At 63.9% G+C, this 13508-nt stretch carries 11 protein-coding genes; 1 reads left to right on the top strand and 10 read right to left on the bottom strand.

The window, feature by feature from the left end; translation table 11 throughout:
• Positions 1–180 precede the first annotated feature (180 nt).
• The 10 genes from Mal64_RS12760 to Mal64_RS12715 all read right to left on the bottom strand — a co-directional run bounded on the left by Mal64_RS12760 (position 181) and on the right by Mal64_RS12715 (position 12657).
• On the bottom strand, positions 181–1044 hold the full coding sequence (locus Mal64_RS12760) for a hypothetical protein (protein ID WP_146400697.1): 864 nt from the start codon (positions 1042–1044) through the stop codon (positions 181–183).
• A 75-nt stretch (positions 1045–1119) separates the two neighbouring features.
• Positions 1120–1488, bottom strand: coding sequence for a hypothetical protein (locus Mal64_RS12755; RefSeq protein ID WP_146400695.1), 369 nt, complete (start codon positions 1486–1488; stop codon positions 1120–1122).
• Between the two features lie 102 nt (positions 1489–1590).
• Positions 1591–2877, bottom strand: coding sequence for a hypothetical protein (locus tag Mal64_RS12750; RefSeq protein WP_146400693.1), 1287 nt, complete (start codon positions 2875–2877; stop codon positions 1591–1593).
• A 638-nt stretch (positions 2878–3515) separates the two neighbouring features.
• Positions 3516–4193, bottom strand: a complete 678-nt coding sequence (locus Mal64_RS12745; RefSeq protein WP_146400691.1) for a hypothetical protein — start codon at positions 4191–4193, stop codon at positions 3516–3518.
• The gene (locus Mal64_RS12740; RefSeq protein ID WP_146400689.1) at positions 4190–5215 is read right to left on the bottom strand and encodes a ParA family protein; all 1026 of its coding nucleotides are present in this window, start codon (positions 5213–5215) and stop codon (positions 4190–4192) included. The genes Mal64_RS12745 and Mal64_RS12740 overlap by 4 nt, the downstream gene beginning before the upstream one ends.
• 309 nt (positions 5216–5524) lie before the next feature.
• Entirely contained in the window at positions 5525–8053 is a 2529-nt protein-coding gene (locus Mal64_RS12735; RefSeq protein ID WP_146400687.1) for a DNA gyrase subunit B, read from the bottom strand.
• A gap of 153 nt (positions 8054–8206) precedes the next feature.
• Positions 8207–8593 (bottom strand): DciA family protein, encoded by a 387-nt coding sequence (locus tag Mal64_RS12730; RefSeq protein ID WP_146400685.1) that lies wholly within the window; start codon positions 8591–8593, stop codon positions 8207–8209.
• A 158-nt stretch (positions 8594–8751) separates the two neighbouring features.
• Positions 8752–9867: a DNA polymerase III subunit beta gene (gene dnaN, locus Mal64_RS12725; RefSeq protein ID WP_146400683.1), complete on the bottom strand. Its 1116-nt coding sequence runs from the start codon at positions 9865–9867 to the stop codon at positions 8752–8754.
• Positions 9868–10215: 348 nt separating this feature from the next.
• Positions 10216–11337, bottom strand: a complete 1122-nt coding sequence (locus Mal64_RS12720) for a DnaA/Hda family protein (protein ID WP_146400681.1) — start codon at positions 11335–11337, stop codon at positions 10216–10218.
• A 138-nt stretch (positions 11338–11475) separates the two neighbouring features.
• Entirely contained in the window at positions 11476–12657 is a 1182-nt protein-coding gene (locus Mal64_RS12715; protein ID WP_146400679.1) for a cysteine desulfurase family protein, read from the bottom strand.
• 163 nt (positions 12658–12820) lie between these two features.
• On the opposite strand from Mal64_RS12715, the gene Mal64_RS12710 reads away from it, so the two are divergent.
• Complete coding sequence (locus tag Mal64_RS12710) at positions 12821–13396, top strand: hypothetical protein (RefSeq protein WP_146400677.1); 576 nt, start codon at positions 12821–12823, stop codon at positions 13394–13396.
• Positions 13397–13508 lie beyond the last annotated feature (112 nt).

The raw sequence follows: 13508 nt of genomic DNA, 5'->3' as shown, positions 1-13508 counted from the left end.
AAGGCGAGCTTGCGGCGTCACGCTTTTTGGGAGAATCTACACAATTTGGCGCCGCGGGGCGTGAATCGCATCGCGTGTGTAGACTGGGTGTAAATCACCAAAGGAAGAAATGACGCGCCTACCTACTCAGCGGGTAGCCAGTACCCGATAGCCAATGGCCAATGGTCGTCAGCCGGTGTGTCACTCGGCCCGCGTGGCGAACTCGTCGAAGAACTGCTCGGCATCGGCCAGGCCCTCGAAGCCGAAGACCCAGCACACCTCCGAGGCGTCGGAGAAGTCGAATCCGCCCTCGGCGATCGCGCCGTTGTGGTAGCGGCCCTCCCGGCCGTTGTACTGGTTGGCGATCGTTAGCGCTTGGTCCCACAAAGCCGCCAGGCGGGGGTCGGTCACCCTCGCGCGCCAATCGATGGCGCCGTCGGTCTTGAGCCCCGGCGTGCCGTTGCCCCGGGCGTTGCCGTCGGGGATCTTGTGGTACGCGGCGCGCCGGCGGACGTGGTCCAACGCGTCGGGGCTGGCGCTCTTCTCGTTCCAGTCGGAGTGCTGCACCACATGGAACCGCTCGGCGAGGTCGGCCGCGGGCGTCGACTCCGCGACCCGCTCGAGCACGGCAGCCGAGAAGTCGGACTGGCCCCCCTCGGCAACCCAAACGTCGCCCCCGCGGCGGAGCGTCTGCTCGACGAGCCGGGCCACATCACCGACCGCGCGTTGGCGGTCCGTGTGGGCGTCGGACCAGTGGTCGCCGAACGCGGCCTCGAAAAGCTCATTGGCCGGCACGTAGGGGCCGGTCTGCACGCCGTAGGCGCCGGCCACGGCGTGGCTCCGCACGCCGGCCAGGCGGGGGTCGGCCAGCATCGTGGCGACCGCGGCGACCGAGTGGACGTCGTCGACGTCGGTCTTCAGGTCGAACTGGGCGAGCAACAGGTCACGCTCCACGTCGAACCGCCCCAGCGTCGCGGCGTCCTCAGCCGCCGCTATGCCACACGCCTTGAGCGTCAGCAGCAGAGCGATCAAGGGTAGTGGCGAGCGTAGGGATTCGTGTGGCATAGGGGTGTCCCGAGAAAAGGCCGTGCAGTGGCTGGAAAGAGGGGCGTTAGGGCTGACCCACGCACTAGCGAGCTGTCACTCTTGATTCACAAGGCCATCCGCTTCGTGTTGCGGCATATCGTCCGGCCAACTGAATTCACGCTGTTCGGTCCTTAGCGATATCTCTCCCGTACGATCAAATACCCCAGCGCTGAGGATAGCGGCGTGTGGCACGTTGAAGTGGATCCCGGCGGTATGGTCTTGGGTTGCATGCAGCGAGACAGCGGAATGCCCTACGCTTGTCCTAAGCTCCAAAGAGCCATCGCCTTCCGGCCCTACCCTAAGCAAAACGCGCTCACGACCTTTCTCATCATTCAGCGAAAGGATGGGCATTCCACGCCCATCAAAACCAATCCTCACTCGCACCACGTTGCGTTCGTCCCTAATCTCAATCGGTTCGCTCATGTCGAGATCCTCACCTCTTAGAGTCGGGCGTCGGTTGGGGGGTTGGCGGCAGCGGCCTTGGTGGAGAGCACATCAGCTCCGTAGTCGCTACTCACTGCGTCATCAGCGCCCGGCGGGGCGACGGGTGACTAGAACGCACGCCATCAAGCCGATCAGGAGCGAGGAGACGGGCTCGGGCACGGCGACATACTTGATGAGGAAAACGTCTGTCAGCCCGAGACTCGGTCCCGCCAGCCCCGAGGCGGACGTGATCGCCAGGTAAAACTCGTCGCCGTTGAACACTCCGATCGCGTTGGCCTCGTCGTAGTTCCACGATCCGAACTGAGACGCCCACAGCCCGTCGCCGTCGGGGGAGAGGGCCGTGAGGTAGGCGTCGACCCCGCCGAATTGCGTGGGTCCCACTTGGCCCGAGGTGGCTCCTACGAAGTAAACGCCATTGTCGGAATCGATAGCGAGCCCGCGCACAGTATCTCCCTCTCCCGACCCCTCGTATTGGTTGAACCACAAGGAGTCTCCGGCCGGGTCGTGCTTCCAGACCACGGGCTGCGAGCCCGAGGCGGCCGAATCGCCTTGGCCCCAATTCCCGGCTACGACGATGTTGTCCTGACCATCGATGGCGAGGGTGAGGCCCTCGTCGTCGAATTGCGTGCCGACGCGTTGTCCCCAGAGCAAATCGCCCGCCGCATTGAACTTGGACGTGAAGGCGTCGTACCCGTCGGTCTCCCCGCCCCAGACCGTGCCGGTGATCACCGGGTTCCCCGCGCTATCGATCGCAATGTCGGAGCCGCGGCTGCCTTCGGCCTCTCCCATCAGCCGCGCCCAAAGAAGGCCGCCCGTCTCGGAGATTTTGTACAAGAAAATGTCTCTATTGCCCGGGTCGTCGATCTCGCCGGTCACGTAGATGTTGTTGTCGCCATCGGCCGCCACCCCGTAGGCCAGAGAGCCGGGCGGGTAGACGCCCTGCTGCGTCCAGTGCGTTTCTCCCGAGGGCGACACCTTGTGGATAAAGAAAGCCTTGTCGGTGAGGCTGGGAACGCCGAACGATCCCACGACAATCACATTGCCGTCGGCGTCTATCGCCACGTCGCCGGCCACATTGGCGCCCGCCTTGCCGATCTGTTGAGACCACAGCAAGGAGCCCGAGGGCGAGACCTTCGTGATGAACACGTCTTGCGTGCCGTAGGCCGTGTCGCCCAAGAGGCCTTGCGTCACACCGGTGACGTAGACGTTGCCGACCGCATCGAAGGCCAACGCCTCGGCCCGCTCGATCTCGTTGGTGGCGATCTGAGCCGCCCACTCGAAACGCAATTGTTGCCCTTCCGCTGCTCCTGTCAGCACGAAATAGCAGGAGAGCGCAGCCGCAAGCGCGGCGGTGAGTCTGTGGATCATTAGCGGGCCGTCGGTGGTGTGCGTCTTTTGGGGGATCAGTGACTTACTTCTATCGAATGGCCATCCTAATTGGGCGCGATCGGGGGTGTCCAACGATATCACCCCGGAACACCAAAATTGACCGCCACTGAGAGGCGCCGATAGAGTCGACGCGCGCTTGCAACCGCTTAACGCTCGTGGCGCCCGGCGCCTCCGAGTGGATGACGCCTTGTGATCAATAGTCGCGGGCCGGAACGCACTTTGAGGTCATGCCCAATGGCGTGGAGCGACCATGGCGCCCGGTTAAGAGGCCGGGGAGATCGGTGCTCGCACCCATCTCCTCGGCTAACGCCAAATGGCCGCAACGCAAGCGCGATACGGCCGAGCCGACGATCAATCCGTCTGCAGCTTCCCAGCGTGATAGGTCGCTCGTAATCCAAAGATGGGTGCGAGCACCCATCCTACTCACTCAAGGTAGGTCAGGCTGTGGCTGACGCGGAGTCCGCGTAAGAGCGAATTGTGTTTGTGTGTGGTGCCGCCGCGTGGATAAACCGTTGTGAAGCCGGGCGCCATGCTCACGCGGTAGCGTGGGCATGGCGCGTGTTGGTGATATTTCCCTGGTTCGCATGGCCACGACAAGCGTGGCCATGGCACCCGGCTCACTCTATCACGACTGGGGATGAAACGTACCGTTCTAGTTTTTCACCTTCTCCGTTAGCCACGCTCCACAAATACTCTTGTAGCCACCAATGCTTCATGTGAGCAGATTCCTGCCTATACAATGTGTCCCTAGATTCTAAGTATACTTTTTTTGCTGCGTCCCAGATCTCCTGTGCATCCTCCCCATGTAGAATGTTTATCCAGTGCACACCATTCTGTCGGCATATCTTTCCACTGAGCTCTGGAATAGTACCGTCGTCTCGCTCTAACATCCTAAGAACATTCTCGTCTACAACAACACGTGGATATATTGCTTCTTTATTTTCTATTTCGTACGCCCGCGTTAATGCAGGGCTATATGTTACATTGCCGTTTTTATAGTGGTTGTTATATGTGATTCCACCGCGAACAAGTACTCCCTCTTTAAGGAATGCAACTATAGTTTTTCTAACAAGCTCTATAAACTCATGCCCCGTATTATGCTCCGCTCTAGTAATTATTACCGTATCTGAAATCGCTTGTACACTGTAATCTTTTCCTACATCATCAAGCTTCGACAGCGCACTCTCCATCGTATGCCGAAATTCAACTGCGCCTTTCTCCTCGTCTCGCCGAAGAAAAGCCCGGTACCCGAGTATATCTAGTAAAGCGGCGTATACATACTCAGGGTCTTTCACTGTATCGCCTCGGCTAATGATGATATTTGCTCTTCATATTCATGCATGCGTTCTACCCAGTTAGCCCACACTACTCCATAGTATTTATTTCCTCCTGAAGAAGCTGCTTCCGTATGTTCTTGCTGTATATCGAATATCGCACGTCCAAACATTTGTGCTACTGGAGCCAATGGTCCCACATCTCGCATATTCGCTACATAGGGCGATTTCGGGTTACATTTAGGACCTGCTGTTACACCATTCCCTCCAAGCAAATCACTTGATATAGACTCGGATATTTTTTCCTGCCATTTAGTATAAGACTCTTTTACCTTCCCACCATGCATTTTAAAGTTCTGTATTACGGCGCCGAACAGCATTGGGTTTCCTGGAAAGGTATCTACCCCATACGGCTGGAATGTCTTGATAATTTCGTCATGCCTATTCATCCATTCCCTGATTATCGTTCCCAATACACGTACCGCTTGATAACAAAATCTGTCCGGCGTCAGGGGTAGAATAAATCCGTCGGATGCTAGCATAACAGTACGACTAATAGCGCCAGTACTTGGTCCTACATCGCACAGCACATAGTCATATCCGTAATGTGATGCTAACGATCGCAGCATACGATGCATTACTACATACGTGTTCTTCTCATTAATGTTTTCTGTTATCGATTGGTTCCATGCTGTTCCGAAATAATTCTCTGCGGAACTAAACTCCAGGTCTCCACGCAAAAGACTTAATCTCGGATACAACTCTGAGGTGACAAGACTGATTGCATCCGGATCAATTGTCTTTGCTTCGCCTTTAAATCGTGGCAACAGTGCTTGATAGACGCTTGTACCGGGCAATTCAACATTCGGCTCGGAGTAAGTATCTGAAGATGAAAAGAATAGTTCCGTGGCATTACACTGTGGATCGCAATCTGCTATCAATACACGTTTACCATGTAGCGAAAGATATACAGCTAAATTAAAAAGAGTGGTAGTCTTAGATACCCCACCTTTATTGTTGTACAAAGTTACAACGCGCGCCATTGCTGACCCCCCGTATATGTTAATACTAGATGTATGTGAAACATTGGATTAATACTACGGCGTGACTATATACTTCACACATCCAAATTCTTAGCATCCAGCGCGTGCTTCTGAATAAAGTGCGTAGGATGGGTGCTTGCACCCAACTTCGGATAGCGGGCGTCATCTCAGGCATGGCGGCAGCAGGAGGATCGACCGTCGGCTCAGCCGCCTGGTGCTCGGTTGCGGCCATTTAGCGCTTGCCGGGAAGATGGGTGCGAGCACCCATCCTACAAACTTCGTGTCCTTCGTTCCTTCGTGGTTCGATCGTCACACATCCAGATTCTTAACATCCAGCGCGTGCTTCTGAATAAAATCACGCCGCGGTTCGACCTGGTCGCCCATCAGCACTCGGAACAAATCGTCGGCGGCGCCGGCGTCTTCCATTGTGACCCTTAGGAGCGTGCGGGCAGCGGGGTCGAGCGTCGTGTCGCGGAGTTCTTCGGCGTTCATTTCGCCGAGGCCCTTGAAGCGGATGATCTGCAGGCCCTTCTCGCCGGCGGCGCGGATGGCGGCCGGCAGGCCCCGGAGATCGTCGAGGCCGGTCTCGTTCTCGCCGCGGCGCAACACGTATCGGCTGTTCTCTTCGCCGGTCCGCTCGAGCGGGATGAGGGCGTCGATCTCGAAGCCGAGCTTCGAGAGGTCTTGCAGCATCGTGTTGATGGTGCGGACCTCGTGCATCTCGACCACCCGCAGGCGGCGGACCTTCGAGGGGTCTTCGGTCGCCGACTCGCCGGTCGCCGAGGAGGAGTCGTCGTCTTGTGAGTCGCCCTGCGAGCCGAGGGCGGCGGGGCCGGCGTCGATCAGCAGCGCGCCGTCGGACGCATTCTCCTGCTCCTCGATGAAGGCGTCGAGGTCGGCCCGGCTGGTGAACCAGTGCTCCTCGCCAGAGAGGAAGACGTGGAACACCGGCAGCTTGCCGCTGGCCGGGTCGAGCCGCTCGGCGTGGATCTTGAGCGACACGCCGCGGCGTTCGAGCTGGAGGATCGCCTCCTCCATGGCGGCGAGTGTGCGGACGAGGCGCGACATCGCGTCGCCCTCGATGAGCTGGCCGTCGCCCGCGTCGAACACCGAGTCGCCGAGGCCCAGGTCGAGCAGCTGTGTGCGCATCTCTTCTTCGGTCTGCACGTAGCGGGCCGGCTCCTTGCCGCGACGCACGCGGAACAGCGGCGGCTGGGCGACGTAAACGTGCCCCTTGGCCACGAGGTCGTACATCTGCCGGTAGAAGAAGGTGAGCAGCAGCGTGCGGATGTGCGACCCGTCGACGTCGGCGTCGGTCATGATCACGACGCGGCCGTAGCGGCGTTTGTCGATGTCTTGCTCGACGCCGATGCCGGCGCCGATGGCGGCGATCATGCTGCGGACTTCTTCGTTGGCCAGGACCTTGTCGTCGCGCGACTTGTAGGCGTTGATGATCTTGCCCCGCAGCGGCAGGATCGCCTGGAACTCGCGGCGCCGGCCGCCTTCGGCCGGGCCGCCGGCCGAGTCGCCCTCCACCAGGTAGAGCTCGCACTTGTCGACCTCGCGGCTGGAGCAGTCGCGGAGCTTGCCGGGCAAGCTGCCGCCGCCCATGGCGCCCTTGCGCTCGCGGATGAGCTGCCGCGCCTTGCGGGCGCTCTCGCGGGCCTCGGCGGCCAGCTGGCTCTTGCGGACAATCGCCTTGGCGGTGCGCGGGTTCTCCTCGAAGAACTTGGTGAGGTACTCGCCGAAGAGCGTGTTGACGATCCCCTCGACCTCGGAGTTGCCGAGCTTGGTCTTGGTCTGGCCCTCGAACTGCGGGTGCGGCACGCGGCAGGAGATCACGGCGGTGAGCCCCTCGCGCACGTCCTCGCCGGAGGGTGTGAGGTCCTTGAACAGGTTTTCCTTCTTGCCGTACGCGTTGATCGTGCGCGTCAGGGCCGAACGGAAACCGCTGAGGTGCGTGCCGCCCTCGGTGGTGTTGATGTTGTTCACGTAGGTGTGAACGTTCTCGGTGTACTCGCCGGAATACTGCAAGGCGATCTCGATCTCGACGCCCTCGGACTCGCCCTGGATGTGCAGCACGTCCGGGTGGACGGTGTCGCTGGCGCGGTTCAGGTGGGTGACGAACTCGCGGATGCCGTCTTCGTACTGGAACGACTCGCTCTCGCCGGTGCGGGCGTCGGAGAGCGTGATCTTGACGCCCTTGTTGAGGAACGCCAGCTCCTGGAGCCGCTTGAGCAGAGTGGAGTAGCTGTACTTGGTGACCTGGAAGATCTGCGGATCGGGCTTGAACGTGGTCTTGGTGCCGCGTTTGTCGCTCGAGCCGGCCCGGCGGACGGGGCCCTTCGGCACGCCGCGCTCGTACTCCTGGTGGTGGACGCCGCCGTCGCGGCAGACCTCGCACTCGGCCCACTCCGACAGGAAGTTCACGACCGTGACGCCGACGCCGTGCAAGCCGCCGGAGGTTTGGTAGGCGCCCTTGGTGAACTTGCCGCCGAACTTCAGCACGGTCATCACGCCCTCGAGCGTGCTGACTTCGCGGTCCATCTGCTCGGAGAGCTGGGCGTGCTTCTCGACCGGCACGCCGCGGCCGTCGTCCTCGACCGTGACCGAGTCGTCGGCGTTGATCGTGACGGTCACCTCCGAGGCGTGGCCGGCCATCGCCTCGTCGATCGAGTTGTCGACCACCTCGTACACCAGGTGGTGCAGGCCGCGCGAGGTGGTGTCGCCGATGTACATGCTGGGGCGCTCGCGCACGTGCTCCAGGTCGGAGAGGTGCTCGAGGTCCTTCTCGCCGTACTCGCCGGCGATGTGATTCTCGTTGTTGGCGTCGGTCATCGTCGTCTTCGTTAAATGTCGTTAATCCCCCTCCCCCGTTGGGGGAGGGCCGGGGTGGGGGCCGCCTGGGTACCCGCTTCTCCCCCACCCGCTGCTGTTGAATTAAATAAAAGCTTTAGAACCCAATCCGCTCTCCCGGGAACGGGAGAGCGTTTACTCCAATCGTCCGACCTTGAACCGCAGCGACTCGATCCGCGCGTCGGGCAGCAGCTCGGTCAGGCGCGTCATCAGCGTCGTTTTTTGAAACTCCAACTCCTGTCGCATCACGCTGCTGGTGACGATCACCTCGAGCACGCCGCGCCTGAGGCCCTTCGGGCTGCTGAAGCGGGCGAGCGCCTCGCCGGCCGCCTCGGCCCACGCCTCCCGCAGCCGCTCGTCGCCCTGGCGTGCGGCGTAGCCCCGCTTGGCGATCACCTGGGCGATCACGTCGGCGGCCTTCTTCGGCCGCCGCGCCCGGCTCCACCGCCCCAGCCCGCTCGCCTTGGCGGCCAAGTCGGCGATCTTCTGCTCGGCCAGTTCGGGGTCGATCGGGTCGAGCATTTTGATGAACCGCCAAGACGCCAAGAAGGAAGCTGGACAGGATTGATTGGATCTACTGGATTCAAAAAGCCGGGCGGAAACCGATCATGTCGATCTTGGTAATCCCGTCAAAAAACGTCTTGGCTTCCTTGGCGTCTTGGCGGTTGCTTTCCTGTCGCTCAGCGGTCGCGGGCCAGCGGCATGATCACGTAGCCGTAGCCGTCGTCGGTCTTCGACACGGCCGGCGACTCGGGGCCGTCCAGGTCGAGTGTGAACGTCTTCTCCGGGCCGAGCACCTTGAGGAAGTCGACCAGGAACCGCGGGTCGAGCGTGATCACGGTCTCGGCGCCGTCGTAGCCGATCGGCAGTTCGATCCGCGACTCGCCGACCTCGGCCGTCTGGCCGGCCAGCACCAGCACGCCCTCGCCGAAGGTGAAGTCGACGCCGCGGCTCTCGTCGCTCGTGACGATCGCCGCCTGACGCACGGCCGAGAAGAACGGTCCGACGGTCATCTCGATCCGCGCCGACTCGGTCCGCTGCGGGAACACATCGCGCCAACGCGGGAAGCGGCCCTCGAGCAAACGGCTGCTGACCACCGCGCGGGGCGTGCGGACCAAGATCTCGTTCTGCCGCACGACGAACCGCACCTCGTTGTCGTCTTCGAGCAGCACGCGGTCGATCAGCTGCAGCGAGCGGCTCGGCACGATCGTGGCGTCGCCGATCTCGGGCGGCGAGCCGACCGCCGCGACGGGGCCCTCCATCTTGGCCAGCCGGCGGCCGTCGGTGCCGATCGCGGTGAGCTTGCCGTCTTCCCACTCGAGCTTCACGCCGCCCAGCGCGTAGCGGCTCGACTCGTTGTCGGTGGCGAAGATCGTGCGGCGGATCATCTCCTTCAGCAACCGCACCGGGGCCTCGTAGTACGCCTCCTCGGTGAACTCGGCCACCGAGGGGAAGTCGGTCGGGTTCTCGGCCGGCAGGCTGAACTGGCTCCGCTCGCCGCGGACCAGCGTCTTCTGGCCGTCGGACTCGATGCGGAAGCTCTCGTCCGAGCTCTCACGCAAGATCGAGCCGAAGCGGGCGACGGGCAGCACCGCGGCGCCGGGCTCCTCGGCGGCCACGCCCTCGGCGTCGTGGCGGATGCCGATCTCCAGGTCGGTCGCCATGAGCGTCGCCTTGCCGTCGGCGACGTCGATCTTCACGTTCTGCAGGATCGGCTTGGGGCTACGCGACGGCGCAACAGCGGCGACAGCCTGGAAGGCGTGGAGCAGCTTCTCCCGGTCACAGGTGATCTTCATCGTAGTTCCTTCGCAAGCTCGGGACTGACCCGCGGTCGGGGTCGGCGAGTCGCTAGCGTTTTAAGTAATTAATTAAATAAGTTGTTGTCGTAGTTATGCGGCGGCCTGCGGCGTTGATAACTCACAGCAGAGCGAGCGTAGGCGCCTGTCGCACAAGGCTTTAGGTCGGTTGGCCGGCGGGGGAAAACGCGTCGCGCCGGCGTGTGGTCTTTGTTGTGTTGTTGTGACGGAGTGTTGAAACATTCGGCGTTGCTTGCGGGAGGTCGCATTCGAGCGCCTGGTTAGTCACAGGCGTTTCACCCTGGTTTGGACGACTTCTCCCCGCGGGTCTCTAGTTTTCGCAGCTTGTCAGGTCGCCGCGATCAGCCTCCTCAACTCACTCAAGGCAAGCCGCATCAACCGGTCGGTTTGCGCGTTTGCTTGGATGCGCTGGTGGCTGTGCATGATGGTCGAGTGGTCGCGGCCGCCGAAGAAGCGGCCGATCTCGTCGTAGCTGAGCGGCGTCAGTTCGCGGGCGAGCGTGATCGCCACCGCGCGGGCCTCGACGACCGACTTCTTGCGGCTGCCGCTCTTCATCGCGCGGAGGGTTTGGCCGTAATAGCGGCTCACCACCGCGGCGATCTCCTTGATCGGCGGCGAGTGGCGCTGCGTGCTCTCGGCGAGGCACTGCTCGACCTGCTCGGCGCAGATCGGGCCGCGGGACCCGAAACGGTTGCGCAGGCCCACCACCACGCGGATCAGCTGGCGGGGCTCGTGGGGGAGCCGCTCGGCGAGGTGGGCGGCCACGCCCTCCTCGAAGGCGAGGCCGAGCGTCTCGGCCAGCCGCTCGGCGAGCTCCTCGCGGGCCTCGACGCCGAGCGGGGCGATCTCGGCGGTCACCCCCGCCGCCAACCGGCTGGCGAGGGGGCGTGCGAACTGGGTGAGCGCCGCGGGGGGTTTGGTCGAGGTGACGATCAGCACGGCCCCGCGCTCGGCGAGGGCGTCGAACGTGGCGATCAGCTCGTCCTCGAGCAGCGCCGAAGCGGGCGCCCGGTCGAGGTCTTCGATCACCAACAGCGCGGCGCCCCGCATCGTTGTTCGCAGCTCGTCGACCGAGCTATCCTCGTTGGCCGTGGCGATGCGTCGGCGGAAGTCGTTCGCCGTGAGGCAATGAACGCCCTCGGTCGGGTGGTTGGCGCGCCACGCTTCGGCCAGCCCGCGGGCCAAGTGGCTCTTGCCGCAGCCGGTCGGCCCCACCAGCGTGACCGGGCCGAGCGAGCGGGCGGTTTGGCGGGCGGCGGCGTCGTCGCTCGTGGCGGCGGCGGTGAGTCGGGCGAGCACCGTGGCGAGCAGCCGATTCTCGGGGCCGGCCACGAAGCAGGGCGTCGTGGCCACACGGCCGACCGACGACCCCGGCGCGTTCGACCCGGCGCCGGTTTCGAGTCCCGATTGCCCGGGCCCGCTCAGGTCGATGACGCTGACAATCGACAAGGCGAGGGCTCCCTCCGGTGGCGTGCAGAAGCGCGCCGGACGATCGGCAGAACAAGGCGTCCGGCAGGCCCACCATGGGCCCCATTTGGCAAACCCGGATTGTACCGGAATCGGCGTGCGAACGGGAGCGGGCGAAGGCTATTTTCGGCCGCTTTCGCAGCCCCGTAAACGCTTGCAAACAAGGGAGATACGCCGGGCCGCCTCGTCGACCTCCCGCTCCGTGGTGAGGGCCCCCAGGCTGAACCTCAGCGACCCCCCCACCACGCGGTTGTCGACTCCCATGGCGGTGAGCACCGGCGAGGGCTCGCTCGACCCGCTGGCGCAAGCGGAACCGGTCGAGCAGGCGATCGCTTCGCGGTCCAACGCCATGTGCATAACCTGTCGATCGAGCCCCACAAATGCGATGTTCGCCACGTGCGGCAGCCTTGCAGCCCCCGCCCCAACGACCACCGCCTGCGGGTCGGCGGCCGTGACGAGCGACTCGAACCGATCGCGCAACCCGCGCATCCGTGCGGGTCGCCCCGCATCGTTGTGGGCCGCCTCGAGCGCGGCGGCGAGGCCCGCCACCAAGGCCACGGGCGAGGTGCCCGGCCGGTCGTTGCTCCAGCCGCCGCTGAGCAGCTCCGGGGTTTTCAACCCGCTTTCGACAAGCAATCCACCCACACCCACCGGGCCGTGGAGTTTGTGGGCCGTGAGCGAGAGCATCGACACGCCGAGCCGGCGGAAGTCGACCGGCGCCTTGCCGAGGGCCTGCACCGCGTCGGTGTGCGACAGCGCGCCCGCCTCGCGCGAGCGGCGAGCGATCTCCTCGATCGGCTGCAGCACGCCGGTCTCGTTGTTGCCCAGCATCACGCTCACCAGCGTCTCGCTCTCCCCGGCCGGCTCGGCCAGCAGGGCGTCGAGCGTGTCGAGCCTCACCACGCCCTCGTGGTCGACCGGCAAGAGATCGACCCGGCAGCCGCGCTCGCGGAGGCGCGAAGCCGTTTCCATGACGCTCGGGTGCTCAACAGCCGAGACGATCAGCCGCGCCGGCCGCCCGGCCCGCAGCAGCGGCTCGACCACGCCGCGTAGGGCGAGGTTGTTCGACTCGGTGCCGCCGCTGGTGAAGATCAACCGGTCGGGCCGGGGGCCGGCGGTATCGACGCCCAGCATCGCCGCGACCCGTTCCCGGTCGGCTTCGAGCCGCCGCCTGGCGTCGCGGCCCGGGCCGTGCTGGCTCGAGGCGTTGCCGGGGAACGCTAGCAGTGCATCACGCACGGCGTCGGCCACGGCGGGCAAGATCGGCGCGGTGGCGTTGTGGTCGAGGTAGATCGGCTCCATGGGGATCGATTATAGGCCGGGCGCCCCGTGGTGGGGCGGGGCCGCAAACTGGCGTTGCCCGCCTTGGCCCCGCGGCGATAGCCTTCGGGCGCTCTGAGCGGACGGTCGCTGCGCCGGACCCTCGGCGCACGGCCCTCGCCTTCTTGTTCCCAAGCCGCGTCCGATGCCCAACACACCGAAGACCAACCCGCTGCAAACGCTCACCCGCCTGGCGATCATGCTCGGCACACTCGCCGTGGGGTCGATGGCCGCCTATCGCTACGGCCCGCCCGCCGAGCAACTGGCCGAATGGCTCGACCAAGGGGTCGAGGCGGCGACGGCCGCGCTCGGGGGCGACACGCCCCCCGCCGAGCTCGTGGCGATCGACGGGCTCCCGCTGGGGACGGCGGAGGAATCGGCAGCGGCGCCCTCGCTGCCGAGTGGCGAGCTCCTAGCCGATACGACCAGCAGCGAACCATGGGGCACGCACCGCGACTCGCAGGTGACGCCGGCGAGCGCCTTGGCGCCGATCGCAAACGCCCCGCCGGCCGCCACAGGCGCCGAGCAAACCTTGCAAGCCTTGGGCGCCGTGCAGCTCGAGACCACGCCGTGGGGCGACGGCGGAACGCTGCACCGGGCTAAATGCGTGGTCCCCCACGACGGCGCGCGACGGGTTTTCGACGCTTTCGGCGCCACGCCCGAGGCTGCGGCCGAGGCGCTCGCCGTGGAAGTGCGGGCATGGTCGGTGGGGGAGCGGTGAGGGGCGCCAGCCGACAACTCGCTCCTGCACGATTGCCCCACGCCTGGAGGCCGGCCCAGCCGCGTCGGTGGTTAACCACACCTTGCCCCAGCGACGGCCCCGCCAGCCGGCC

It is taken from the genome of Pseudobythopirellula maris, assembly GCF_007859945.1.
Classification (GTDB): Bacteria; Planctomycetota; Planctomycetia; order Pirellulales; family Lacipirellulaceae; genus Pseudobythopirellula; species Pseudobythopirellula maris.
Note: the sequence above shows the minus strand (reverse complement) of the source record. Positions and strands in the feature narration are given on the sequence as shown.

Excerpts from the sequence above, each read along its gene's own strand:
- Mal64_RS12760 (WP_146400697.1), bottom strand. The coding sequence starts at position 1,044 with ATGCCACACGAATCCCTACGCTCGCCACTACCCTTGATCGCTCTGCTG.
- Mal64_RS12755 (WP_146400695.1), bottom strand. The coding sequence starts at position 1,488 with ATGAGCGAACCGATTGAGATTAGGGACGAACGCAACGTGGTGCGAGTG.
- Mal64_RS12750 (WP_146400693.1), bottom strand. The coding sequence starts at position 2,877 with ATGATCCACAGACTCACCGCCGCGCTTGCGGCTGCGCTCTCCTGCTAT.
- Mal64_RS12740 (WP_146400689.1), bottom strand. The coding sequence starts at position 5,215 with ATGGCGCGCGTTGTAACTTTGTACAACAATAAAGGTGGGGTATCTAAG.
- Mal64_RS12735 (WP_146400687.1), bottom strand. The coding sequence starts at position 8,053 with ATGACCGACGCCAACAACGAGAATCACATCGCCGGCGAGTACGGCGAG.
- Mal64_RS12730 (WP_146400685.1), bottom strand. The coding sequence starts at position 8,593 with ATGCTCGACCCGATCGACCCCGAACTGGCCGAGCAGAAGATCGCCGAC.
- dnaN (WP_146400683.1), bottom strand. The coding sequence starts at position 9,867 with ATGAAGATCACCTGTGACCGGGAGAAGCTGCTCCACGCCTTCCAGGCT.
- Mal64_RS12715 (WP_146400679.1), bottom strand. The coding sequence starts at position 12,657 with ATGGAGCCGATCTACCTCGACCACAACGCCACCGCGCCGATCTTGCCC.
- Mal64_RS12710 (WP_146400677.1), top strand. The coding sequence starts at position 12,821 with ATGCCCAACACACCGAAGACCAACCCGCTGCAAACGCTCACCCGCCTG.